Raw genomic sequence first — 24,655 nt, 5'->3', positions numbered from 1 at the left:
ATACCCGTGACGTCGGTCGCACAATGAGCGAAGACCACAAGGAAAATCAAAGGCTTGCGCCGGGCACTCAGGCACGTTGCAAGCCTTTAGCCATTACTTAAAGCTCGGGGTCTATTTTCTCGCCATACATGTCCGACCTTTTATAGAAGTCGTGCGCATGACGCAGCAGCACCATGATCACCGCCGCCGCCGGCAACGCCAGCAACACACCGGTGAAACCGAACAACTCGCCGCCGGCCAGGATCGCGAAGATCACCGCCACCGGGTGCAGGCCGATGCGGTCGCCCACCAGCAGCGGCGTGAGCACCATGCCTTCGAGCATCTGGCCGATCATGAATACTGCGGCGATCCCCAGCAGCGGATAGATGTCGCCGCCGAACTGGAACAGCCCGGCGATCATCGCCGCGCCGATGCCGATGATGAAGCCCATGTACGGCACGATGGCCGCCAGTCCCGCCAACAGGCCGATCAGCAGGCCCAGTTCGAGGCCCACCAGCATCAGTCCCGCCGCGTAGATGACACCCAGCGCCAGCATCACCAGCAACTGACCACGAACGAAGGCGCCAAGCACCTCATGGCACTCCCCCGCCAGCCCCACCACCTGCTCCTCGCGCTGACGCGGCAGTAGGCTGCGCAGCTTGGCCATCATCAGGTCCCAGTCGCGCAGCAGGTAGAAGCCCACCACCGGGATCAGCACCAGGTTGGCCAGCCAGCCGAGCAGCGCCAGGCTCGACGCGGTCGCCTGGGCCAGCACCGCGCTGACAATATCGGTGGTCTGGCCCATGTGCGCGCCAATGGCCGCCTTGACCTTGTCGAACTTCCAGAAGCCATCGGCCAGCCCCAGCTTGGCCTGCACCCACGGCAGCGCCGCATGCTCCAGCCAGTCGAGCATCTGCGGCGTCAGCTCATAGAGGCGCACAAGCTGCTTGGCCAGCATCGGGATCAGCACCAGCAACATCGCCAGCAGGATCAAACTGAACAGGGTGAAGACCACCACCACGCCCGCCGTGCGCGACAGCCCCGCGCGTTCCAGGCGATCGACCAGCGGGTCGGCCAGGTAGGCCAGGAGAATCCCGATAAGAAACGGCGACAGAATTCCGTGCAGCAAATACAGCAGCACACCTAGCAGAAACACCATGCCGAACCACATCCAGCGGCGTGTATCCATCATCACCACAACTCCTTACCAGCGAAAACGCAGACCGTTGAACGGTGCAGGGGCCGGGGCAGGCGCGGCGCCGGAGGCATCCGCAGGCGCCGCCGGGTTGGTGACCGGTGCGACCGGAGCGGCTTCGGCCGGAACCTCCTGCAAGCGCGCCAGCCCCAGTTGGGCGCGCAACTGATCGGCGGTGGCGGTGGCCTCCCACGTCATGACATCGCCCTGGACTTCAGTGATACGACCGCCGAACGGCTCCAGTACGCGACCCAGCTCGGCATAACGCTCCAGATTGACACCCTGCACCTGGATCGCCTGCTCGCTGCTGGCACCAGGACGGGCGACGAAACGCGGCGCCAGCCGCTGGCTCACCGCCAGCATCACCGCGTCGGCCAAGGCAGCCTGATCGGCGCCCTCGACCTTGCCCTGCTCGCGCTGCTCGCCCAGCCACAAACGCCATGTGCCGCTCCATTTGCCCTCAGCCTCGGTGGCATGCACGGCCAACAGGGCGTCGGCGCCATAACGCCCGGATGCCGCCTTGAGCGGCGCCGGGTCGGTGCCTTCGAGATTCTTCGCGGTGGCCACGAGCTGTTCGTCGAGATCGCCCAGTGGCAGGCGCAGTGGCAAACCACGGTGCTGGGCAGCGCGGCGCAGGGGCTCGGCAGCGCCCTGGCCGTCACCGATCAGGTTCGAACCCTCGGTGCCGTCATTCAGCCACCAGCCGAGGATCGCCGGGCGATTGTTGCCCCACAGCGCCAGGCCAGCCTTGCGCAGCGCGCGTTCAGTGCTGCCCGGATCGAACTCCACCAGCAACGTCTCCGGCGGCCCGGCCTCGGTGCCGAACTGGCTGATGATCTGTTGCGGGTCCTTGCGCAATTCGGCAAGGCCCGGGTTCTGCGGCGCCTTCGGGTCACCGGTCAGGCGCAGCACCAAGGTATCCAGCGCGGCCTGGGTCGCCTGGGCCCGCGCTTCGGCGCCCTGCCCACTGACCGGCTCACGGACCTGATACAGCCCACTGAGGGTCTCGGCCTGGGCGGCGAGGCCGAACAACGCAACACAGCAACCGAACAGATAAGAACGCAAACGCATGAAGGATTCCTGTCCAGATAAAGGAAGAAGTGAAAGGTGACGCGTGAAGCCAAGACCCACGCCACGGCGCAAAATTCACTCATGGGTCGGTGTTTCCCTTCCTATACCTTATACAGGCCGTGACAAGGCAACCAGCCGCGCACGGAGAATCGATGTTTTTCACCGGATTCAGGCCCAGCCCGTCGGCCTGAGGATGGCCGCTGCCGGGCAACCCTGATAAAATCGCGCGCCTTCGCAGACCGCCGACGGTCAGGCAGGCGGATCTTTTTCCCGCTCCCTGGCAGGTCACGGTCGATTCCCCCGAATCCCTCCCCCCTAAAGGCCTGGATCATGAGCAAGCAACCCTCCCTGAGCTACAAGGACGCCGGTGTAGACATCGACGCCGGCGAAGCATTGGTCGAACGCATCAAAGGCGTCGCCAAGCGCACCGCGCGCCCCGAAGTCATGGGCGGCCTGGGCGGTTTTGGCGCCCTCTGTGAAATCCCGGCCGGCTACAAACAGCCGGTTCTGGTCTCGGGCACCGACGGTGTCGGCACCAAGCTGCGCCTGGCACTGAACCTGAACAAGCACGACAGCATCGGCCAGGACCTGGTCGCCATGTGCGTCAACGACCTGGTGGTCTGCGGCGCCGAGCCGCTGTTCTTCCTCGACTACTACGCCACCGGCAAGCTGAACGTCGACGTTGCCGCCACCGTGGTCACCGGCATCGGCGCCGGCTGCGAACTGGCTGGCTGCTCGCTGGTCGGCGGTGAAACCGCTGAAATGCCCGGCATGTACGAAGGCGAAGACTACGACCTGGCCGGCTTCTGCGTCGGGGTGGTCGAGAAAGCCGAAATCATCGACGGCTCCAAGGTCGCCACGGGCGACGCGCTGATCGCCCTGCCGTCTTCCGGCCCGCACTCCAACGGCTACTCGCTGATCCGCAAGATCATCGAAGTCTCCGGCGCCGACATTGAGCAGGTCCAACTCGACGGCACCCCGCTGACCGAACTGCTGATGGCCCCGACCCGCATTTACGTCAAGCCGCTGCTGAAGCTGATCAAAGACACCGGCGCGGTGAAGGCCATGGCCCACATCACCGGCGGCGGCCTGCTCGACAACATCCCGCGTGTACTGCCAAAAGGCGCGCAGGCCGTGGTCGATGTCGCGAGCTGGGAACGCCCGGCGGTCTTCGACTGGCTGCAAGCGCAAGGCAACGTCGACGAGCACGAAATGCACCGCGTGTTGAACTGCGGCGTCGGCATGGTCATCTGCGTTGCCCAGGACAAGGTCGAAACCGCCCTGAACGTCCTGCGCGAAGCCGGTGAGCAGCCATGGGTGATCGGCCAGATCGGCGTCGCCGCCGAAGACGCCGCCCAGGTCGAGCTGAAGAACCTCAAGGCGCACTGATGCCAAGCAAGACCTGCGATGTCGTGGTGTTGCTGTCGGGTTCCGGCAGCAACCTGCAAGCCCTGATCGACAGCGCCCGTGCCGGGGATTCCCCGGTACGGATCCGCGCCGTGATTTCCAACCGCGCCGATGCCTACGGCCTGCAACGCGCCCGCGATGCCGGTATCGACACCGCCGTGCTCGACCACAAGGGCTACGACGGCCGCGAAGCCTTCGACCAGGCCCTGATCGAATGCATCGACGCTTTCTCGCCGCAACTGGTGGTCCTGGCCGGGTTCATGCGCATCCTCAGCGGCGGTTTCGTCCGTCACTACGAGGGGCGCCTGCTCAACATCCACCCGTCCCTGCTGCCCAAGTACAAGGGCCTGCACACCCACCAGCGGGCGCTGGAAGCCGGTGACCGCGAGCACGGCTGCAGCGTGCACTTCGTCACCGAGGAACTCGATGGCGGGCCGCTGGTCGTACAGGCAGTCATTCCGGTGGCGCCGGATGACACGCCAGACACGCTGGCGCACAGGGTTCACAGCCAGGAACATCAGATTTACCCGCTGGCGGTGCGCTGGTTCGCCGAAGGCCGTTTGCGCCTGGGCGAACACGGTGCTCTACTGGACGGCCAGCCCCTGGCGGCCAGCGGCCACTTGATACGACCCTAGGAGATTTTATGCGTCGCGCCCTGCTCTTCGCCCTCGCCGTGCTCGCGCTGCCGCTTCAGGCAGCCGACCTGAAACCGTTCTCGGCCAGCTACACCGCCGACTGGAAGCAACTGCCCATGAGCGGCACCGCTGAACGCAGCCTGGAAAAGAATGCCAACGGCACCTGGAGCCTGAACTTCAAGGCTTCGATGATGATCGCCAGCCTGACCGAGCAAAGCACCCTGACTCTGGACAAGGACACCCTGCTGCCGCAGAGCTACCACTTCGAACGTGGCGGCCTGGGCAAGGCGAAGAAAGTCGACCTGGACTTCGACTGGTCAACCAAGATGATCACCGGCAGCGACCGTGGTGACGCCGTCAAGCTGCCGCTCAACCGCGGCGTGCTGGACAAGTCTTCCTACCAGTTGGCCCTGCAACATGACGTGGCCGCCGGCAAGAAGAGCGTGAGCTACCAGGTTGTGGATGGCGACGAGATCGACACCTACGACTTCCGCGTGCTCGGCACCGAGAAAGTCACCACCCGCACCGGCCTGGTCGATGCGGTGAAGGTCGAGCGCGTGCGCGACCCGAGCCAGAGCAAGCGCATCACCGAGCTGTGGTTCGCAAAGGACTGGGACTACCTGCTGGTGCAACTGCGCCAGGTCGAGACCGACGGCAAGGAATACGTGATCGTGCTGCAGGACGGTACGGTCAACGGCAAGGCGGTCAAGGGCAACTGACCGACCTGCTTGCCGGCAACACCCGAAACCCCGCCTTGTGCGTAATGCCAGTCAGTTAAACCTGTTGAGGCCCTTCGCGAGCAAGCTCGCTCCTACACGGTAGGAGCGAGCTTGCTCGCGAAGGGCTGCAAAGCAGCCCCAATAGGGTTAACTGATTGGTATTGGCCTTGTGCGGGTTTTCTTTTGCCGGCGAAAAGGCTCTGCGCTCCGGCAAGCCCCACAGCGTCCGCGTATATCGGTTCCCCAACCAACCATGAAACATCTTTCATGGCTCTTTTAATTTACTTAGCCAGCTAACAAACCCTATAAAAGAGTCCTGCGACAGAGTGCCGCAGTTAACCGGATTTGGAGTTTGCACATGACTGTCAAAGTAACTGAGCGCGACGAATCGAAACTGTCCCATGAAGGCGTGGCCGCAGGCGTGCGCATCTGGGATGTGCACCAGCAGGACCAACTGGTCGGCATGTTCCACAACGAAAGCGATGCCCACCACTACCGCATGGAACTGGAAATCTGGGAAACCCGGCAGACGAAGTCCTGACCGCTCCCCAGAAAGTACAAACCCCGCCGAGGCGGGGTTTGTCGTTGTTACCACATCAGGTCGTCGGGGATGACGTAGGCGGCGTACGGATCGTCGGCATCCGGTTCTTCCACCTGGGTGTTGAGCAACAGGATGCGCTGGGGGTCGCGCTCCTGGATCTTCACCGCCGCTTCCCGCGGGATGATCTCGTAACCCCCGCCGTGAGCGACGATGGCCAGCGAGCCGCTGCTCAGCTTGCTACGCACCAGGGCGTTGACCGCGATGCGCTTGACCTTCTTGTCGTCGACGAAGTTGTAGTAGTCCTCGGTGTTCAACTTCGGCAGGCGGGACACGTCGATCAATTGCTTGACCTGTGCGGCACGGGCCTTCTGTTCGGCCTTCTCCTGCTGCTGGCGGTTGAGTTCCTGGTCACGCGCGGCCTTCTCGGCCATCGCTTCCTTGGCCAGGCGCTGCTGGCTGTCGTCGACCTCGACCTGGCCTTTTTGCTCCAGGCGTTTCTGTTTCTTCTGGTCTTTATTGACCTGCTTGACCTGCTTCTGGTTGACCAGACCGGCTTTGAGCAATTGGTCGCGAAGGGAAAGGCTCATTGATGTTCACTCACTTAATGCAAACAGCTCAGCCGCAGCTGGGCAGGTTCTTTTCCTGACGCTTGGCTTCGCCCCAGAGCGCGTCCAAGTCTTCGAGGGTGCAATCTTCAATCGGACGACCTATGTCGCGCAATGCCTGCTCGATAAAACGGAAGCGTCGTTCGAACTTGGCATTGGCGCCACGCAGGGCGTTTTCCGGATCGAGCTTCAGGTGCCGGGCCAGGTTGACGGTGGCGAACAGCAGGTCGCCGACCTCGTCGGCCATCGCCGCCGCGTCTCCTTCAGCCATGGCTTCGAGCACTTCGTCCAGTTCTTCGCGGACCTTGTCCAGCACCGGCAGCGGTCCCGGCCAGTCGAAACCGACCTGGGCCGCGCGCTTCTGCAGCTTGGCCGCGCGGGACAAGGCCGGCAGCGCCGCCGGTACATCGTCGAGCAGGGAAAGCTGCTCGGGTTCGCTTTTCTCCGCGCGCTCCTCGGCCTTGATTTCTTCCCAGCGCTGCTTGACCTGTTCTTCATCCAGCAACGGGGTGTCCAGCGGCGCATACAGCTCGCCGGTGGGGAAGACATGAGGGTGACGGCGGATCAGCTTGCGGGTGATGCTGTCGATCACTCCGGCAAACTCGAAACGCCCCTCTTCCCGGGCCAGTTGGCTGTAATAGACCACCTGGAACAGCAGGTCGCCGAGTTCGCCTTGCAGGTGCTCGAAGTCGCCGCGCTCGATGGCGTCGGCCACTTCATAGGCTTCTTCGAGGGTGTGCGGGACGATGCTCGCGTAATTCTGTTTGAGGTCCCATGGGCAGCCGTATTGCGGATCGCGCAGGCGGGCCATGAGGTGCAGCAGATCGTCCAGGGTGTACATCATCGGCTCTCGTCTGGCGGATAAAACCTCGCCGCCCGCCCCGGTATCCGGAGCGGGCGGAAGGTATCAAGGCGTGCGGTTGCGGCGGGTCTCGATGATGTTCGGCAACTGCGAGATGCGCCCAAGCAGGCGCCCGAGGGCGTCCAGGCCGGGGATCTCGATGGTCAGCGACATCAGCGCGGTGTTGTCTTCCTTGTTCGAGCGGGTATTCACCGCCAGCACGTTGATCCGCTCGTTGAGCAGGACCTGGGAGACGTCACGCAGCAAGCCCGGACGGTCGTAGGCACGAATGACGATATCCACCGGGTAGGTTTGCACCGGCACCGGGCCCCAACTAACCTGGATGATCCGCTCCGGCTCGCGCCCGGACAGTTGCAGCACCGAGGCGCAGTCCTGACGGTGGATGGTCACGCCGCGGCCCTGGGTGATGTAGCCAACGATGGCGTCGCCGGGCAACGGCTGGCAGCAACCGGCCATCTGCGTCAGCAGGTTGCCGACGCCCTGGATTTGGATGTCGCCGCGCTTGCCGGGCTTGTAGCCGGTGGCCTTGCGGGTGATCAGCTCGACTTCTTCGATGCGCTCCGGCTCGACCAGTTGCTGCGCCGCGTTGACCAGATGGGCCAGACGAAGATCACCGGCACCAAGGGACGCGAACATGTCTTCGGCGGCCTTGAGGTTGGCCTTCTCGGCCAGCCGTTCGAAGTCCACCTGCGGCAAGCCGAGGCGGCTCAGTTCGCGTTCGAGCAGGGTCTTGCCGGCAGCGACGTTCTGGTCGCGGGCCTGCAGCTTGAACCAATGGACGATCTTCGCCCGCGCCCGCGAGGTGGTGACGTAGCCCAGGTTCGAGTTCAGCCAGTCGCGGCTCGGGTTGCCGTGCTTGCTGGTGATGATCTCGACCTGCTCACCGGTCTGCAGGCTGTAGTTGAGCGGCACGATGCGCCCGTTGATCTTGGCGCCACGGCAGTTGTGGCCGATCTCGGTGTGCACGCGGTAGGCGAAGTCCAGCGGCGTGGCGCCCTTGGGCAGGTCGATGGCGTGACCATCGGGGGTGAACACGTAGACCCGGTCAGGCTCGATATCGACCCGCAACTGCTCGGCGAGGCCGCCGATGTCGCCCAGTTCCTCGTGCCACTCCAGCACCTGACGCAGCCAGGAGATTTTCTCTTCGTAGTGGTTGGAGCCGGACTTGACGTCGGTGCCCTTGTAGCGCCAGTGCGCGCAGACGCCGAGTTCGGCTTCCTCGTGCATGGAATGGGTGCGGATCTGCACTTCCAGCACCTTGCCCTCGGGGCCGATCACCGCCGTGTGCAGCGAGCGGTAGCCGTTCTCCTTGGGGTTGGCGATGTAGTCGTCGAATTCCTTGGGAATGTGCCGCCAGAGGGTGTGGACGATCCCGAGCGCGGTGTAGCAGTCGCGCATTTCCGGGACCAGCACGCGCACCGCGCGCACGTCGTAGATCTGGCTGAACTCCAGGCCCTTGCGCTGCATTTTGCGCCAGATCGAATAGATGTGCTTGGCCCGGCCGCTGATGTCGGCCTTGACCCCAGTGGCCAGCAGCTCGTTCTGCAACTGGCTCATCACGTCGCTGATGAAGCGCTCGCGATCCAGCCGGCGCTCGTGCAGCAGCTTGGCGATCTGTTTGTATTGCTCCGGCTCGAGGTAGCGGAAGGACAGGTCTTCCAGCTCCCACTTGATATGGCCGATGCCCAGGCGGTGGGCCAGCGGCGCGTAGATGTCGAAGACTTCGCGGGCGACCCGGTTGCGTTTCTCGTCATCGGCGCCTTTCACCGCGCGAATCGCGCAGGTCCGCTCGGCCAGCTTGATCAGCGCGACGCGAACGTCGTCGACCATGGCCACAAGCATCTTGCGCAGGTTTTCCACCTGCGCCTGGGAGCCCAGCACCAGCGAATGGCGCGGGTTGAGACTGTCGGTGATGGCCGCCATGCGCAGCACGCCATCGACCAGCTTGGCCACCACCGCGCCGAAACGCTGGCCGACTTCGGCCAGGGTGGTCCTGCCTTCGCGCACCGCGCGATAGATTACCGCGGCTACCAGCGAGTCCTGGTCGAGCTTGAGGTCGGCGAGGATCTCGGCGATCTCCAGGCCAGCCTGGAAGCTCGAGGTGCCGTCGGCCCAGGAATGCTTCGCCTGGTTGCCCTTCTTCTCGACGTCCAGCGCGAACTCGCAGGCAACCTTGAGGGCTTGCCGGTCCAGCGCCGCGTCGACGCTGACCACATGATCCAGCCATGCATCGAGATTGATACTGCCGTCGGTGTTGACCGGCTGGTGCACTCTCACCTGTACCATCTTTGTTTACCTTTCCCTACAGCGCATCCGTGATGCGCTTGAAAACACGGGTGCCGTTCCGCCAGATAAGGGAACGCACACCGGGCGATCAGCGCCGCTGATCCACCTCGAACAACGCCATGGCCTCGACATGCGCGGTCTGCGGAAACATGTCGAGGATCCCGGCCCTTTTTAACCGGTAACCCTGCTTGACCAACTCGAGCGTATCGCGGGCCAGGGTCGCCGGATTGCACGACACATAGACCAGCCTTTTTGCCCCCAGTGCGGCGATATTTCTCACCACTTCGTAGGCACCGTCTCGGGGTGGATCCAAGAGTACCGCAGAAAACCCCTCGGCCGCCCAACCGGACGCACTCAAGGGTTGGGATAAATCCGCCTGAAAAAAGCGAACATTATTCAAATTGTTGCTACGGGCATTGGCCGCGGCGCGGTCGACCATCACCTGCACACCTTCCACCGCCACCACTTCGGCGGCCTGTTGCGCCAGCGGCAGGGCGAAATTGCCGAGGCCGCAGAACAGGTCCAGAACCCGCTCGCCAGGTTGCACCGCGAGCCAGTCCAGGGCTTGTTCGATCATCGCCGTATTGACCCCGGCATTGACCTGAACGAAGTCGCCGGGCCGATACGCCAGCTCCAGCTTCCACGGCTCCAGAACAAAGCCCAGGGATGCATTCGACTCTACCGGAGCAGGTTCGCCCTCGCCTTGCAGCCAGAGTTGTACACCCGCCTCGCTACAGAACGCCTGCAGACGCGCCAGGTCAGTCTCGGCCAGGGCGGCGGTGTGGCGCACCAGCATGGCCAGCGCGGTGCCGGCGAACAGTTCGACGTGCCCGACCACCCGTGGTTTGTCCAGACTTTGCAACAGCATCGGCAGGTGGCGCATCACCGACTGCAAGGGCTGTACCAGCACCGGGCAGTCTTCGATGGCAACGATGTCCTGACTGGCTTCGGCGCGGAAACCGACTTCCAGCTTCGCCGCGCGTTGATCCCAGCGCACCGCTACACGTGCACGACGGCGGTAGCCGAATTCCGGCCCGCTCAGCGGCGCGGCCCATTGCTCCGGCACGACGCCAGCGACCCGCTGCAACTGTTCGGCGAGCAGGCGCTGTTTGAGATCGAGCTGGTCGGCATGGGGCAGGTGTTGCAGGTTGCAGCCGCCGCAACGGGCGAAGTGCCGGCACGGCGCCTCGCGGCGCAGCGGGCTCGGGCTGAAGACCCGCTCCAGGCGCGCCTCGACCACCTTGCCATGGGCATTGAGCACACGCGCCTCGACCTCTTCGCCGGCCAGCGCACCACTGACGAACCAGGTGCGTCCTTCGAAGAAGGCGATGCCACGGCCATCCCCGGCCAGGCGCTCAATCGTCAAGCGTTGTTTCTTGCCCGCAGGAACCTGGGGCGTGCGGCTACCGCCGGCCGGCTGGAAGCGCAGGCCGCCGTTACGTTTGGCTTTGGACATCAGCGATCCGCGTCGAAAATGCCGGTCGACAGATAGCGGTCGCCACGGTCACAGATGATCGCCACCATCACCGCGTTTTCCACTTCGCGGGACAGGCGCAGCATCGCCGCCACCGCACCACCGGAAGACACGCCGCAGAAAATGCCCTCTTCGCGGGCCAGGCGACGCGTGGTTTCCTCGGCTTCGCTCTGGGCCATGTCGACCACGCGGTCAACGCGCTCGGCCTGGAAGATCGAAGGCAGGTATTCGTGGGGCCAGCGACGGATGCCCGGGATCGCCGAGCCTTCCATGGGTTGCAGGCCGACGATCTGGATGTTCGGGTTCTGCTCCTTGAGGTACCGCGAGCAACCCATGATGGTGCCGGTGGTGCCCATGGAACTGATGAAATGGGTGATGCCGCCTTCAGTCTGGCGCCAGATCTCCGGGCCGGTACTGACGTAATGGGCCTCGGGATTGTCGCCGTTGCCGAACTGGTCCAGGACCAGGCCGCGGCCTTCATCGCGCAGACGCTCGGCCAGGTCGCGAGCACCCTCCATGCCCTCTTCCTTGCTGACCAGGATCAGCTCGGCGCCGTAGGCGGTCATCGCAGCCTTGCGTTCGGCACTGGAGTTGTCGGGCATGATCAGGATCATCTTGTAGCCCTTGATCGCCGCCGCCATCGCCAACGCAATGCCAGTGTTACCCGAAGTGGCCTCGATCAGGGTATCGCCCGGCTTGATCTGGCCGCGCAATTCGGCACGGGTGATCATCGACAGCGCCGGACGGTCCTTGACCGAACCCGCCGGGTTATTGCCTTCGAGTTTCAACAGGAGGGTGTTGCTGGTGTCGCCCGCCATGCGTTGCAAGCGAACCAGGGGGGTGTTGCCGACGCAATCGGCGATGGTGGGGTACTGCAAGGTCATGGCGTTTTCGCAATCCAGACTGCCGGGGTCGCCTATCATACCGGCAATCCGCCCGGCTCCATATCACGCAATGTGTGGAGCTTATAGCCGATAGCTATAACTCCTGATCGGCGCCCGGGGGCTTTGCCGCCTGCAGGCGAATGTTCAAACGCAGCCCGTGCCCGCTGTTCTGCGCCCACAACCGCCCGCCCTGACGCTGCACGGCGTTGCGCGCGATGCTCAGACCCAGGCCGAAGCCGCCGTCGCCGGGGCGCGAGCCATCAAGCCGGGTGAAGGCGGCGAAGATCCGCTCCAGTTCCGCCTCCGCCACGCCGCCGCCTTCGTCTTCCAGCCAGAGCAGCCAGTGCTCGCCCTGGCGCTGGCCGCCGAGGCGAATCTGGCCTGACGCAGGCGAGTGACGAATGGCATTGCGCAAGATGTTCTCCAGCGCCTGCGCCAAGCTATTGAGGTTGCCGAGCACCCAGCAGTCGCCATCCAGGCTGCAGTGCAACTGCTCACGCGGCCAGCCGCTTTCGAAGCAGGCATCCTCCACCAGCATCTCCCACAGCGCCTGGACCTCGATTGGCTCGCACGGCAGCGGCGCCCGCTCGGCATCCAGCCAGGCCAGTTGCAGCGCATCCTCCACCAGGCGCTGCATGCACTCCACTTCCCGCCCCAGGCGTTCGCGCAGGGCAGGCAGGTCCTGCTCGCTGTCGCTGGCAACTTGCAGGCGGCTCAGGGGCGTGCGCAGTTCATGGGACAGGTCGCGCAGCAACTGCTGCTGCAAGGTCACGGTGCCTTGCAGGCGCTCGGCCATGTCATCGAACGCCCGCCCCAACTCGCCGAACTCGTCGTGGCGGCTGGTGGTGGCGCTGGCCACGCGGGCGGTCAACTGCTCTGAGCGCCAGGCATTGGCCTGGTCGCGCAACTGATGGAGCGGGCGAATCAACATGCGGTACAGGCCGACGCAAAACAGAAACGTCAGCACGCCCGGAATCAGGCCGCTGGTGACCAGCCGCCAGAACAGCAGGTTCCAGTGGTCGGGAATCAGCCGCTGGGGCAGCTCGATCACCAGGCTGCCGAGGGCCGAGTCGCCGGGGAACGGCACGCGCATCCACGGCAAGGTGGTGGAGTGACGGCTGACCGGACGCTCCACGCCACGCAGGTTGGTCAGGTGTTCGGTTTCGGCGTCGGTCAGCGGCAGGCTGCCGAGCGATTGCAGGTCGGGGCCAATCACGCTGATAAAGCCGCTTTCGCGTTCGCGCATGCCGGTCAGCCAGGCATCGATGCCGGCCGTGCCGTTGCGGGTCAGGGCCTGCTCGGCTTCGGCGGCATAGGCTTCCAGCAGGGCCCGGGCTTGCGGCGCGAGATACGCGTTGCGCACCTCCATATGCCGGCCCCAGGACAGGCTCAAGCCGATCAGCAACAGGCAGAAACCCACCAGGAGAATGGCCAGTTTCCAGAACAGTGAATGTCGATTGGGCAACTCAATGGTCCTCGCCGGCGCTCAGGACATAGCCCTGGCCCCAGACGGTGCGGACCTGCCGCTCGTGATAACCGATGGCCTTGAGCTTGCGGCGAATCTGGCTGACATGCATGTCCAGGCTGCGATCGTGGCGCGCATAGCCACGCTGCAGAACATGCTGATAAAGGAAGGCTTTGCTCAGCACCTCATCGCGGCTGCGGTGCAAGGTGTCGAGCAAGCGGTATTCGCTGGGGGTCAGGCCCGCCGCCTGACCGCCGTGGCGCACATCGCAAGCCTCGTCGTCGAACACCAGTTCGCCAGCGGCCGCCTGCACCACCGGCGGATGCCGCCGTTCCAGCGCCACGCGACGCAGGATGGCTTCGATACGCACGCGCAGTTCGGCCATGCTGAACGGCTTGGGCAGATAATCGTCGGCGCCGCGCTGGAAACCGGTGATGCGATCCGCCTCGGCGCCCAGCGCCGACATCATGATCACCGGGGTGCTGCTGCGTTCGCGCAACTGCATCAGCGCATCGAGCCCGGTCATGCCCGGCAGCAGGATGTCCATCAACACCACGTCGAAATGCCGCTGGCGCGCCTGCTCCAGGCCGTCGCGACCATTGCGGCACCAGGTGACGAGGAAGCCACTACGCTCCAGTTGCTCGTGCAGATAGGCACCCAGCACCGGATCGTCTTCGATGGCGAGGATGTTGGGATTGCGGATGACGGCGGGATTCATTGGCGGCTGCTAGCAATTCTCAATCGCGCGATTATTGAGCATTGCTCTCCCCCAGGCAACCAGACCAGGGTAGAAGGGCCGGCTCACCCGACCAGAGACAAATAAGTGCAATACACCGGCAGTCGCGGTAGTTTTCTTCCCTGGTCCTGTCGGCACAGCCCGACAGCGAACCTCCAGCGCAGCGCAGACACAGGAGATCGGGCGTGCTGAATCGTTTTGGAATCAGGACTCGCGTACTGCTGCTCGCCGTCGTTCCCGCCGCGACCATGGCGCTGGTACTGGGCGGCTATTTCACGTGGGTGCAACAAAACGAATTGCAGACCCAACTGCTCCAGCGCGGACGGATGGTCGCCGAGAGCCTGGCGCCGCTGGTGGCGCCGGCCCTGGCGCGCAAGGACCGAGCGCAACTGGAGCGCATCGCCACCCAGACCCTGGAACAGCCCGACGTGCGCGCGGTGTCGTTCCTCTCCCCCGACCGCGGCAGCCTGGCCCACGCCGGCCCGAGCATGCTCAACCTGCCGCCCGCCGGTGGCGGCACCCAACTGCTGCAACGCTCCGGCAGCGATGCGACCCGTTACCTGCTGCCGGTGTTCGGTCGTCACCGCGACCTTGCCGACGAGCCAGTGCCGCAGGAAGTCGACCGCCTGCTCGGCTGGGTGGAAATCGAGGTGTCCCACGGCGGCACGCTTCTGCGCGGCTATCGCAGCCTGTTCGCCAGCCTGCTGTTGATCCTGATCGGCCTGATGGGCACCACCCTGCTGGCGCTGCGCATGAGCCGGGCGATCAACGGCCCGATCGGGCAGATCAAGCACGCGGTCAGCCAGCTCAAGGACGGCAACCTGGAAGAACGCCTGCCGAACATGGGCAGCTACGAGCTGGACGAACTGGCGGGCGGCATCAACCGCATGGCCGAGACCCTGCACAACGCCCACGAAGAACTGCAGCACAGCATCGACCAGGCCACCGAAGACGTCCGGCAGAACCTGGAAACCATCGAGATCCAGAACATCGAGCTGGACATGGCGCGTAAGGAGGCCCTGGAGGCCAGCCGGATCAAGTCCGAATTCCTCGCCAACATGAGCCACGAAATCCGTACCCCGCTCAACGGCATCCTCGGTTTCACCCACCTGTTGCAGAAAAGCGAGCTGACCCCGCGCCAACTCGATTACCTGGGCACCATCGAAAAATCCGCCGACAGCCTGCTCGGCATCATCAACGAGATTCTCGACTTCTCGAAGATCGAGGCCGGCAAGCTGGTGCTGGAGAGCATTCCGTTCAACCTGCGCGACCTGATCCAGGACACCCTGACCATCCTCGCCCCGGCCGCCCACGCCAAGCAGCTCGAACTGGTCAGCCTGGTCTACCGCGACACGCCGCTGTCGCTGGTGGGTGACCCGCTGCGGCTCAAGCAGATCCTTACCAACCTGGTCAGCAACGCCATCAAATTCACCCGCGAGGGCACCATCGTCGCCCGCGCCATGCTCGAAGACGAAACCGACGACAGCGTGCAGCTGCGCATCAGTATTCAGGACACTGGCATCGGCCTCTCGGCGCAGGATGTGCGGGCGCTGTTCCAGGCCTTCAGCCAGGCCGACAACTCGCTGTCGCGGCAACCCGGCGGCACCGGCCTGGGGCTGGTGATTTCCAAGCGTCTGATCGAGCAGATGGGCGGCGAGATCGGCGTCGACAGCACGCCGGGCGAAGGCTCGCAGTTCTGGGTCAGCCTGAACCTGCCCAAGGCCCGCGACACGATCGAAGACCAACCGCTGCCGATTCTTCAAGGCCGGCGCACCGCCATCGTCGACAACCACGAACTGGCCCTTCAGGCCCTTGAACATCAACTGGAAGACTGCGGGCTGAACGTCACCACCTTCAGTTCGCCCGAACACCTGCTCAGCGGCGTCGAGGCGGCGCGGCTCGCCGGCCAGCGCTTTGAGTTGGCGGTGCTCGGGGTCAACCTGCATGACCTGCCGCCGGAGCGGCTGGGCCAGTTGATCCAGCGTCTTGAGCATTTCGCCTGCCAGGCCCTGGTGCTGTGCCCGACCACCGAACAAGCGCTGTATCACCCCTTCCTGCCCAACGCCCACGGCCAGCTCTACGCCAAGCCGGCCTGCACGCGCAAACTGCGCCGGGCGCTGCTGGAACTCATCCAGCCACGGCGCAGCAACAGCGAGATAAAGCCCCCACCGGGCCAGCGCCTGCCCAAAGTGCTTTGCGTCGATGACAACCCGGCCAACCTGCTGCTGGTGCAGACCCTGCTGGAAGACCTCGGCGCCGAAGTGCTCGCCGTGGACTGCGGCGCCTCGGCGATCAAGGCGGTGCAGCAGGACAACTTCGACCTGGTGCTGATGGACGTGCAGATGCCGGGCATGGACGGTCGCGAGTGCACCGAACAGATCCGCCGCTGGGAAGCCGGCCAGGGCGGCCAGGCGCTGCCCATCGTGGCGCTCACCGCCCACGCCATGGCCAACGAAAAACGCGCCCTGCTGCACAGCGGCATGGACGACTACCTGACCAAACCGATCAGCGACCGACAACTGGCCCAGGTGGTGCAGAAATGGACCGGTTTGCCGGTCAGCCTCAACCGCACCGAACGCCAGCCCGAGCCGTACCACGGCGGCAGCGAACTGAGGGTGCTGGACCCGGATGAAGGCTTGCGCCTGGCCGCCGGCAAACCGGACCTGGCGGCCGACATGCTGGCGATGTTGCTGGCGTCGCTGGAGTCCGATCGCCTGGCGATCCGTGCCGCCCGCGATGCCGATGACCGCGCCGCGACCATCGAGCGGGTCCACCGTCTCAATGGCGCGACCCGCTACTGTGGCGTACCGCAGTTGCGCGCCGCCTGCCAGCGCAGCGAAACCCTGCTCAAGCAGGACGATCCGGAGGCGCCGCAGTCGCTGGACGAACTGGAACGGGCCATCGACCGCCTGACCTGGGCCGCGCGCCAGAGCGCCTGACCTGGGGCAAGGCTGTTTTTGCCGGCTTGGCTACACTGGCGCCATTCGATCGATCGGGAGCATGACCATGCGTGCCTTGTTTTTCAGCAGTCAGGCCTATGACCAGGACAGTTTCAACGCCGCCACGGCAGTGCCGGACCTGGAACTGCACTTCCAGCCCGGCCGCCTGACCGAGGACACTTCCGCCCTGGCCGCCGGCCATGAGGTGGTCTGCGCCTTCATCAACGACGACCTGTCCGCGCCGGTGCTGGAGCGCCTGGCAGCAGGCGGCACGCGACTGATCGCACTGCGTTCGGCGGGCTACAACCATGTCGACCTGCCCGCCGCCCGGCGCCTGGGCCTGACCGTGGTGCGGGTGCCGGCCTATTCACCCCACGCCGTGGCCGAACATGCGGTCGCCCTGATCCTGGCGCTGAACCGGCGCCTGCACCGCGCCTACAACCGCACCCGCGAAGGCGATTTCAGCCTGCACGGCCTGACCGGCTTCGACCTGCACGGCAAGACCGTCGGCGTGGTCGGCACCGGCCAGATCGGCCTGGCCTTCGCCCGCATCATGGCCGGCTTCGGCTGCCAGTTGCTGGCCTACGACCCCTACCCCAACCCTGAGCTGCAAGCCCTCGGCGCCCGCTACCTGCCGCTCGACGAGTTGCTGCGCGAGTCGCGCATCATCAGCCTGCATTGCCCGCTGACACCGCAGACCAAACACCTGATCAACCCGCGCAGCCTGGCCGACCTGCAGCCGGGCGCGATGCTGATCAACACCGGCCGCGGCGCGCTGGTGGACACGCCGGCGCTGATCGAAGCGCTGAAAAGCGGCCAACTCGGCTACCTGGGCCTGGATGTCTATGAAGAAGAAGCGCAGATTTTCTTCGAAGACCGCTCCGACCTGCCGCTGCAGGATGACGTGCTGGCACGGCTGCTGACCTTCCCCAACGTGATCATCACCGCGCACCAGGCGTTCCTCACCCGCGAGGCGCTGGCCGCTATTGCCGGCACCACCCTGGACAACATTGCCCGGTGGATGGTCGGCCAGCCGCAGAATCTGGTGGAGGGATGAGGTAGGATACGCGGCAAATTTGGAGGCCCCATGGTCGAACACGATTTCCGCTACACCCTCTTCAACCCGCAACACACCTTGATCGAATGCCGCGCGCTGGTGCCGGGCCGTTACCAGGTCACCGGCAACGGCGGCTCGATCCAGAAAGGCGACGTTCTGCTGGTCACCCTCAAGGGCAGCAAGACCCTGTCGATGCGCCTGACCGTCGACAGCGTCCGCCACCTGATCAACCCGAGCGGCCAGTGGGTCGCGGTGGCCACGGGTCCGGTGTTCGGCGAGCTGGCGATACATCAGTGGCAGGTCAACTGCGACAGCTGCGAAGCGACCCTCGACTTCGAGTTCGCCGTCGACGCCAAACTGGGCAAGAAAGCCCAGCAACCGGCCGCCGTGGCGCGCGTTGCCGAGCTGGGCTGGAGCACCAAGGGCGACAAGCACCAGTGCCCGAAATGCCGGGAGCAGGCGCGGTAATGAACAGGATTCTGTTGAGCGGACTGGTCGCCGCGGCCCTCGCGGGTTGCGCGGCCGAGCCGATGAAACTGGAGCAGGAACGCAGCTACGTGCTGGAGTGGATCGGTGAACGACCGCTGATGGACTACAGCCACCTGACCCTGACCCTCGCCGCCGATGGCCGGGCGTACGGCAATGCCGGCTGCAACCACTGGTTCGCGCCGTACACCCTGCAAGGCAGCACGCTGAGCTTCGGCGCCGTGGGCAGCACCCGCAAACTGTGTGCCCCGGCCTTGATGGAGCAGGAAAAACGCTTCCTGCAGGCGTTGACCACGGTCCAGCGCTGGGACATCTCGCCGATCGAGCAGGTCAGGTTCTGGCCTGCCGAAGGCAAGCCGCTGCGCTTCTGGCCTGAGGAAGGCTGAGCCCAGGCTCGCCCCGATACAGTAGGAGCGAGCTTGCTCGCGAAGAATTCTCGCGAACAAACTCGCTCCTGCCGAATGGCCTTATCAGGCGCCCTTGAGCGCCTTGATCTTCTCCACCAACCCCGCCTCGGTCTGCTCGCCCATCAACTGCTCCCGCACCTTGCCCTTGTCATCGATGATGTAGGTCACCGGCAGCGCTTCGCTGCGTGGCAGGTCATAGCGTTCGGCGGGATCGTCGGCCAGCACGGTAAAACCGATGCCCATGGCTTCACTGGCCTTCTTCAGTTCCTCGCCCTGCAAACCGTCGAAATTCACCCCGACCACCGTCACGCCCTGGGGCTGCCATTCTTTGGCGAAGTGGTTCAGTTCGGGAATCTCGACGCGGCACGGGCTGCACCATTCCGCCCAGTAGTTGAGCACTACCCAGCGTCCGTCGAGTTGTTCGGCTTTCACCGTGTTGCCGTTCTGGTCGAGGCCGTAGTCCGCACCGCAGCCACCGAGCAGCAGGCTCGCGGTGATGGCCAGGGCTGCTGCCAAACGCCTTGTCATGGGTCAATCCTTCTTCAAGATTCAAGCAAAATGCCAATACGCTGCGGTTAGAATACCCGCCACTCACAGCCAGATGCGACCCTGACATGACTGACCTGACGCTTTACCACAACCCCCGCTGCTCCAAATCCCGTGGTGCGCTGGAACTGCTCGAAGAGCGCGGGCTGGCCCCGACCGTGGTGCGCTACCTGGAAACCCCGCCCGATGCCGCCACCCTCAAGGCGCTGCTGGGCAAACTGGGCATCGGCGCCCGGCAATTGCTGCGCACTGGCGAAGACGAATACAAAAGCCTCGACCTGGCCAACCCGGCATTGAACGACGAGCAATTGATCGCCGCCATGGCCGAGCACCCGAAACTGATCGAACGGCCGATCCTGGTCGCCGGCGACAAGGCCGTGATCGGCCGTCCGCCCGAGAAGGTGCTGGAGATCCTGCCGTGAGCCAGCCCTACATCCTGATTCTGTATTACAGCCGCCATGGCTCCACCAGCGAGATGGCCCGGCAAATCGCCCGCGGCGTCGAACTGGCCGGCCTGGAAGCACGCCTGCGCACCGTACCGGCGATTTCCACCGAGTGTGAAGCCGTGTCGCCGTCGATCCCCGAGACCGGCGCCCTGTACGCCACCCTCGACGACCTGCGCCACTGCGCGGGCCTGGCCATGGGCAGCCCAACCCGCTTCGGCAACATGGCCGCGCCGCTCAAGTACTTCATCGATGGCACCAGCAGCCTGTGGCTCAGCGGCGGCCTGGTCGGCAAGCCGGCGGCGGTGTTCACCTCCACCGCCAGCCTGCACGGCGGCCAGGAATCGACCCTGCTGTCGATGCTGCTGCCGTTGATGCACCACGGCATGCTGATCATGGGCCTGCCTTACAGTGAGTCGGCGCTGATCGAAACCCGTGGCGGCGGCACGCCGTATGGCGCCAGCCACCATGCCGGCGCCGATGGCAAACGCGACCTGGATACCGACGAAATCGCTCTGTGCCGCGCCCTTGGCCAGCGCCTGGCGAACACCGCGAAGCGTCTGGAGAACGGCCGTGGCTAAGAAGCCGAAGATCCTTCCTGCGCTGGAATGGCTGGAACCGCGCGTACGCCTGACCCGGGCGCTGAGCCTGGCCGCATTCTTCGCGCTGATCGCCTTGCTGATCGTCAACACCCTGTTCTTCACCGACCTGCACGGTGCGCGGCCCTGGGTGGTTCTCGGCATTCAGTTGCTACCGCTGGCGCTGGTAGCGCCGGGCATGCTGGGCGGCAGCGCGCGGGCCCATGCCTGGATGTGCTTCGTGCTGAACCTGTATTTCATCACTGGCGTGGAAGCGGCATTCGACCCGTCGCGGGCGCTGTTTGGCTGGCTGGAAGTGGTGATCAGCCTGAAGCTGTTCGTCTGTGCGCTGCTGTATATCCGCTGGCGCTTTCAGTACGACCGGCGGTTGGCGGGGGAAGGCGCTGTTTGATTTGAAAGGCTCGCGGGTTGACGCAGAAACCTGTAGGAGCGGCCGTTAGCCGCTCCTACAGGTTCCGCGCCGAATCACTGTGGTTGCCTGGAAATCAGTGATTGACCGTATGCGCCAGCATCACCGACAACTGGCACAGCGGTCGCCCGCTCTCGGCATGCCACTGGTTGAACGCCGCTTGCACCAGGGCCAGGTCACGCTGGCTGGTGGGCTTTTTGTCGATCACTTCCTGAGCGATCAGCGCGGCGGCCATGTCATCGGTGGGGATGAAGGTGTCCTTGCCGACCATGCGCAAAAAGCGTGGCGCCGATAACCCGCCCAACTGGTTGCCATGCTTGGTCAGGTACTTCCACAGCCCGGTGATGTCGGTTACCGGCCAGTCGGCGATCAACGCGCCGAAGCTGCCCTTGTCCTTCTGTACATCGAGAACCATCTGCGCATTGCGCGGGACGCTCTTGAGCTTGCCCAGGTGACGGATCAAGCGCGCATCCTGCATCAGCCGCTCCAGGTGCTCGCCGCCCATCAGCACGACTTTCTCCGGATCGAAACCGAAGAACACCTCTTCGAACGCCGGCCACTTGGCGTCCACCAGGCTGTGCTTGAGCCCGGCACGGAAGACCCGCAGGGCCAGGGTCGAGAGATAGCGGTCATCACCGATGGCGCGCAACTGAGCCGGGGTTTTCGGCTGGGGCAGGTACGCCTCCAGCGCGGCGGCGGAACCGAAGCGGTTCAGGCAGTACTCATACAGCCACTGGTAATCGCGCATGGGTCAGAGGTTCAGCACGTTGAGGAAACGCGGGGTGGCCGTTTCATCGATGGAGAGGCTGGTGAAGTCGAACAGGTTGCGGTCGGCGAGCTGCGATGGCACCACGTTCTGCAGGCTGCGGAAGATGCTGTCGGTACGGCCCGGGGTTTTGCGTTCCCACTCCACCAGCATGTCCTTGACCACCTGGCGCTGCAGGTTTTCCTGGGAGCCGCAGAGGTTGCACGGGATGATCGGGAATTCCTTCATGTCCGAGTAGGCCTGGATGTCCTTCTCGGAGCAGTAGGCCAGCGGGCGGATCACCACGTTGCGGCCATCGTCGGCACGCAGCTTCGGCGGCATGGCTTTCATGGTGCCGTTGAAGAACATGTTGAGGAAGAAGGTCTCGACGATGTCGTCGCGGTGGTGACCGAGGGCCATCTTGGTCGCGCCGATCTCGTCGGCGAAGGTGTACAGCGTGCCGCGGCGCAGGCGCGAGCACAGCGAGCAGGTGGTCTTGCCTTCCGGGATCAGTTCCTTGACCACCGAGTAGGTATCTTTCTCGACGATGTGGTACTCGACGCCGAGGGTCGCCAGGTAAGCCGGCAGTACATCCTCGGGGAAGCCGGGCTGCTTCTGGTCCATGTTCACCGCGACGATCTCGAACTTGATCGGCGCCACTTTCTGCAGGTGCAGCAGAACGTCGAGCATGGTGTAGCTGTCCTTGCCGCCAGACAGGCAGACCATGACCTTGTCGCCATCTTCGATCATGTTGTAGTCGGCGATGGCTTCGCCGGCGAGGCGCCGCAGGCGTTTTTGCAGTTTGTTCTGGTTGACCGAAAGGGTGCCCATAGCGCTTGAATCCGCGAGGTGTGACAAAAGGCGCGTATTTTACGCATAAACCGCTGCGGGACACAGACCCCTCCGATAAAGACTGCGAGGGAATCAAGCCCGCCGCTGACAGCGCGATTTGCTCTAAAAAAGCGGGTTTGTGCGGCGAACGCCTTTCTATACTGCGACATAAGACCGCACCAATAGCGGCCTGTCCTGCCCGGCCCTGCCTTGTGGGCCCCGGGTTTTGTACGAGAAGTCGCCGAATGGCGATCAGGCAATGTTCGTACGAAACCTAGCAAGCGCTCCGTTTGGGGGGCGACTGGAAACGACGTAGGAGTGATTGGCATGATCCATCACGTTGTAGGGCTGTTCACACACCCCGACCAGGAATGGCGGGAAATCCGTGGCGAAGAAGAATCCATCAGCCACATGTACCTCACCCACACCCTGATACTGGCGGCAATTCCCGCGGTATCGGCGTTTATCGGCACCACCCAGGTGGGCTGGGTCATCGGCGAGCGCGCCCCGGTCATGCTGACCATGGAAAGCGCAATATGGATGACCGTCATGTCCTACCTGGCCATGATCGCCGGCGTTGCGGTCATGGGCGCCTTCATCCACTGGATGGCGCGTACCTACGACGCCAACCCGAGCCTGGCGCAATGCATCGCGTTCGCCACCTACACCGCCACCCCGCTGTTCATCGGCGGCCTGGCGGCGCTTTACCCACACCTGTGGCTGGGGATGATCGTCGGCACGGCGGCCATCTGTTACACGGTCTACCTGCTCTACGTCGGGCTGCCGACCTTCATGAACATCCCTTCGGACGAAGGGTTCCTGTTCTCGAGTTCGGTGCTGGCCGTCGGGCTGGTGGTACTGGTTGCCATCATGGCGTTCACCGTCATCACCTGGGGACTGGGCGTGGGGCCCGTCTACACCAATTAGCAAAAATGCCAGCAACTTAGGGGCAATACCGTCAGGCCGCCGCAAGGCGGCCTGACTTCGTCTGCGGACCGGCGGTCTCGGCAGCGCGCTCATGGTTGCGGCATAATCGGCCGCTCAGGAGTACCCGACCACATGCCAGAGCTGCTCAAAACCCGCGTCGAAGACTGCTACAAGCAAGCCGAAGCCTTTTTCAAACGTCCCTTCCACCGCCCCGCCGTCAGCTTCAAGCTGCGCGGGCAGAAAGCCGGTGTCGCCCATCTGCACGAGAACCTGCTGCGCTTCAATCTCCAGTTGTACAGGGAGAACAGCGAGGATTTCCTGCGCCAGACCGTCGCCCACGAGGTCGCCCACCTGGTGGCGCACCAGTTGTTCGGCGACCGTATCCAGCCGCATGGCGAGGAATGGCAACTGATCATGCGCGGGGTCTATGAACTGCCGCCCAATCGCTGCCACAACTACGACGTCAAGCGCCGCACCGTGACTCGTTATATCTACCGTTGCCCTTGCGCCGGGAGTGATTTCCCGTTTTCAGCGCAGCGACACGGGCTGGTCAGGCAGGGACGGCGGTATCTGTGTCGGCGCTGCCGACAGACCTTGGTGTTCAGCGGGGAAACGCGGGTGGAGTGAGCCTTTGTTCTTCATGGAATACTGGGGCGCTTTGGCTTCGGCTTTGCGAACTTATCCGTTCGATGCGGCGACGCCGCCGGCCCCTTTCGCCTTTACGGCGAGTCCATTTTGTCTTGGCAAAATGGACGAAAACCGCTGGCTCCTGCATCCGGCCCTACGCTGCGCTCCGGGTCCCCTCCCTCCGGTGTCTTCCGGGGGCCACGCGGCCTACGACTTGCTTCGCAAGTCTTCACCTCGCGTCTTCGGCTACGCCGAAGGGTGCTACGCACCTGCCCCCTACAGACACCTCCGTTCGGCCTCCTGACGTCGCAATCTGTGGCGTCTGAACTTGCGCGCATCAAGAGCAACAGCAAAAGCAAATCAGTGGCCCCACAAAAACTGCTCGCACCGCGCCCCTGTGGGAGCCGGCTTGCCGGCGATAGCGTCTTCCGCCGAGTGAGCCCTTCCTCGCAAACCACCTGACCTCATCTAGCAAGCCAGCACAGACTTTGATTTCGAAGATGCGTCAGCCCAGGCGCCGCCCGTAACTTCGCGACTTCAGGAGGCCGAGCGGAGGTGCCTGTAGGGGCAGTGCGCAGCACCTTCGGCGATAGCCGAAGACGCGAGTTGAAGACTTGCGAAGCAAGTCGTAGACCGCGTGGCCCCGAAAGGCGCCGGAGGGAGGGGACCCGAAGCGCAGCGTAGGGCCGGATGTGGGAGCGAGCGGTTTTGCCTACTTTTTCCAAGAAAAAAGTAGGCCGCCGTAAAGGCGGAAGGGGCCGGCAGCCTCGCCGCATCGAA

25 protein-coding genes are annotated in these 24,655 nt (G+C 64.2%); 13 read left to right on the top strand and 12 right to left on the bottom strand.

Going from position 1 to position 24,655, the window contains the following annotated elements; all coding sequences use genetic code 11:
- Nucleotides 1–97: 97 nt before the first annotated feature.
- Complete coding sequence (locus CKW37_RS09290; RefSeq protein ID WP_095155406.1) at nt 98–1,171, bottom strand: AI-2E family transporter; 1,074 nt, start codon at nt 1,169–1,171, stop codon at nt 98–100.
- Nucleotides 1,172–1,183: 12 nt separating this feature from the next.
- Nucleotides 1,184–2,245, bottom strand: a complete 1,062-nt coding sequence (locus CKW37_RS09285; protein ID WP_095155405.1) for a DUF2066 domain-containing protein — start codon at nt 2,243–2,245, stop codon at nt 1,184–1,186.
- 330 nt (nt 2,246–2,575) lie between these two features.
- Between CKW37_RS09285 and purM the strand changes: the two genes are divergently transcribed.
- From purM to CKW37_RS09265, 4 genes are all read left to right on the top strand, one after another.
- On the top strand, nt 2,576–3,634 hold the full coding sequence (gene purM / locus CKW37_RS09280; protein WP_095155404.1) for a phosphoribosylformylglycinamidine cyclo-ligase: 1,059 nt from the start codon (nt 2,576–2,578) through the stop codon (nt 3,632–3,634).
- Entirely contained in the window at nt 3,634–4,287 is a 654-nt protein-coding gene (gene purN / locus CKW37_RS09275; RefSeq protein WP_095155403.1) for a phosphoribosylglycinamide formyltransferase, read from the top strand. The genes purM and purN overlap by 1 nt, the downstream gene beginning before the upstream one ends.
- Before the next feature lie 8 nt (nt 4,288–4,295).
- Nucleotides 4,296–5,006, top strand: a complete 711-nt coding sequence (locus CKW37_RS09270) for a DUF3108 domain-containing protein (protein WP_095155402.1) — start codon at nt 4,296–4,298, stop codon at nt 5,004–5,006.
- Between the two features lie 358 nt (nt 5,007–5,364).
- Nucleotides 5,365–5,547: a hypothetical protein gene (locus tag CKW37_RS09265; RefSeq protein ID WP_095155401.1), complete on the top strand. Its 183-nt coding sequence runs from the start codon at nt 5,365–5,367 to the stop codon at nt 5,545–5,547.
- 47 nt (nt 5,548–5,594) lie between these two features.
- On the opposite strand, the gene CKW37_RS09260 is transcribed toward CKW37_RS09265, so the two are convergent.
- From CKW37_RS09260 to CKW37_RS09230, 7 genes are all read right to left on the bottom strand, one after another.
- Nucleotides 5,595–6,134 (bottom strand): DUF2058 domain-containing protein, encoded by a 540-nt coding sequence (locus CKW37_RS09260; protein WP_095155400.1) that lies wholly within the window; start codon nt 6,132–6,134, stop codon nt 5,595–5,597.
- A gap of 28 nt (nt 6,135–6,162) precedes the next feature.
- Nucleotides 6,163–6,993, bottom strand: coding sequence for a nucleoside triphosphate pyrophosphohydrolase (gene mazG, locus CKW37_RS09255; RefSeq protein WP_095155717.1), 831 nt, complete (start codon nt 6,991–6,993; stop codon nt 6,163–6,165).
- A 66-nt stretch (nt 6,994–7,059) separates the two neighbouring features.
- Complete coding sequence (relA, locus tag CKW37_RS09250; protein WP_095155399.1) at nt 7,060–9,300, bottom strand: GTP diphosphokinase; 2,241 nt, start codon at nt 9,298–9,300, stop codon at nt 7,060–7,062.
- Between the two features lie 88 nt (nt 9,301–9,388).
- On the bottom strand, nt 9,389–10,756 hold the full coding sequence (gene rlmD / locus CKW37_RS09245; protein ID WP_095155398.1) for a 23S rRNA (uracil(1939)-C(5))-methyltransferase RlmD: 1,368 nt from the start codon (nt 10,754–10,756) through the stop codon (nt 9,389–9,391).
- Entirely contained in the window at nt 10,756–11,658 is a 903-nt protein-coding gene (gene cysM, locus CKW37_RS09240; protein WP_175652482.1) for a cysteine synthase CysM, read from the bottom strand. Before cysM ends, rlmD begins: the two co-directional genes overlap by 1 nt.
- Before the next feature lie 94 nt (nt 11,659–11,752).
- Nucleotides 11,753–13,123, bottom strand: a complete 1,371-nt coding sequence (locus tag CKW37_RS09235) for a sensor histidine kinase (RefSeq protein ID WP_095155396.1) — start codon at nt 13,121–13,123, stop codon at nt 11,753–11,755.
- A gap of 1 nt (nt 13,124) precedes the next feature.
- On the bottom strand, nt 13,125–13,841 hold the full coding sequence (locus tag CKW37_RS09230) for a response regulator transcription factor (RefSeq protein WP_095155395.1): 717 nt from the start codon (nt 13,839–13,841) through the stop codon (nt 13,125–13,127).
- Between the two features lie 203 nt (nt 13,842–14,044).
- On the opposite strand from CKW37_RS09230, the gene CKW37_RS09225 reads away from it, so the two are divergent.
- The 4 genes from CKW37_RS09225 (at nt 14,045) to CKW37_RS09210 (ending at nt 18,727) form a co-directional block, all read left to right on the top strand.
- Nucleotides 14,045–16,798, top strand: coding sequence for a response regulator (locus CKW37_RS09225; protein ID WP_095155394.1), 2,754 nt, complete (start codon nt 14,045–14,047; stop codon nt 16,796–16,798).
- Nucleotides 16,799–16,865: 67 nt separating this feature from the next.
- Entirely contained in the window at nt 16,866–17,855 is a 990-nt protein-coding gene (locus CKW37_RS09220) for a 2-hydroxyacid dehydrogenase (RefSeq protein ID WP_095155393.1), read from the top strand.
- A 30-nt stretch (nt 17,856–17,885) separates the two neighbouring features.
- Nucleotides 17,886–18,323 (top strand): hypothetical protein, encoded by a 438-nt coding sequence (locus CKW37_RS09215; RefSeq protein ID WP_095155392.1) that lies wholly within the window; start codon nt 17,886–17,888, stop codon nt 18,321–18,323.
- A complete protein-coding gene (locus CKW37_RS09210; protein WP_095155391.1) occupies nt 18,323–18,727 on the top strand; it encodes an META domain-containing protein in 405 nt (134 codons plus the stop codon). The genes CKW37_RS09215 and CKW37_RS09210 overlap by 1 nt, the downstream gene beginning before the upstream one ends.
- 84 nt (nt 18,728–18,811) lie before the next feature.
- Here CKW37_RS09210 and CKW37_RS09205 read toward each other — a convergent pair whose 3' ends face one another.
- Nucleotides 18,812–19,276 carry a TlpA disulfide reductase family protein gene (locus tag CKW37_RS09205; RefSeq protein WP_095155390.1) on the bottom strand — a complete coding sequence of 155 codons (465 nt, stop codon included), beginning with the start codon at nt 19,274–19,276 and terminating at the stop codon, nt 18,812–18,814.
- A gap of 86 nt (nt 19,277–19,362) precedes the next feature.
- Here CKW37_RS09205 and arsC point away from each other — a divergent pair, with 86 nt between their 5' ends.
- Genes arsC through CKW37_RS09190 form a run of 3 tightly spaced genes read left to right on the top strand, consistent with a single transcriptional unit; the run spans nt 19,363 to nt 20,727 of the window.
- The gene (gene arsC, locus CKW37_RS09200; RefSeq protein WP_095155389.1) at nt 19,363–19,716 is read left to right on the top strand and encodes an arsenate reductase (glutaredoxin); all 354 of its coding nucleotides are present in this window, start codon (nt 19,363–19,365) and stop codon (nt 19,714–19,716) included.
- Entirely contained in the window at nt 19,713–20,318 is a 606-nt protein-coding gene (wrbA, locus tag CKW37_RS09195; RefSeq protein WP_095155388.1) for an NAD(P)H:quinone oxidoreductase, read from the top strand. The genes arsC and wrbA overlap by 4 nt, the downstream gene beginning before the upstream one ends.
- Entirely contained in the window at nt 20,311–20,727 is a 417-nt protein-coding gene (locus CKW37_RS09190) for a DUF2069 domain-containing protein (RefSeq protein ID WP_095155387.1), read from the top strand. The genes wrbA and CKW37_RS09190 overlap by 8 nt, the downstream gene beginning before the upstream one ends.
- A gap of 94 nt (nt 20,728–20,821) precedes the next feature.
- On the opposite strand, the gene CKW37_RS09185 is transcribed toward CKW37_RS09190, so the two are convergent.
- A complete protein-coding gene (locus CKW37_RS09185) occupies nt 20,822–21,493 on the bottom strand; it encodes a DNA-3-methyladenine glycosylase I (protein WP_095155386.1) in 672 nt (223 codons plus the stop codon).
- Between the two features lie 3 nt (nt 21,494–21,496).
- Complete coding sequence (gene ttcA / locus CKW37_RS09180; RefSeq protein ID WP_095155385.1) at nt 21,497–22,321, bottom strand: tRNA 2-thiocytidine(32) synthetase TtcA; 825 nt, start codon at nt 22,319–22,321, stop codon at nt 21,497–21,499.
- A 327-nt stretch (nt 22,322–22,648) separates the two neighbouring features.
- On the opposite strand from ttcA, the gene CKW37_RS09175 reads away from it, so the two are divergent.
- Both CKW37_RS09175 and CKW37_RS09170 read left to right on the top strand, forming a co-directional pair.
- Nucleotides 22,649–23,248 carry a Yip1 family protein gene (locus CKW37_RS09175; protein ID WP_095155384.1) on the top strand — a complete coding sequence of 200 codons (600 nt, stop codon included), beginning with the start codon at nt 22,649–22,651 and terminating at the stop codon, nt 23,246–23,248.
- Between the two features lie 132 nt (nt 23,249–23,380).
- Nucleotides 23,381–23,875, top strand: coding sequence for a SprT family zinc-dependent metalloprotease (locus CKW37_RS09170; RefSeq protein WP_095155383.1), 495 nt, complete (start codon nt 23,381–23,383; stop codon nt 23,873–23,875).
- The last annotated feature ends 780 nt before the right edge of the window (nt 23,876–24,655 follow it).

This window comes from Pseudomonas sp. Irchel 3E13, from assembly GCF_900187455.1.
Lineage (GTDB): Bacteria > Pseudomonadota > Gammaproteobacteria > Pseudomonadales > Pseudomonadaceae > Aquipseudomonas.
Note: the sequence above shows the minus strand (reverse complement) of the source record. Positions and strands in the feature narration are given on the sequence as shown.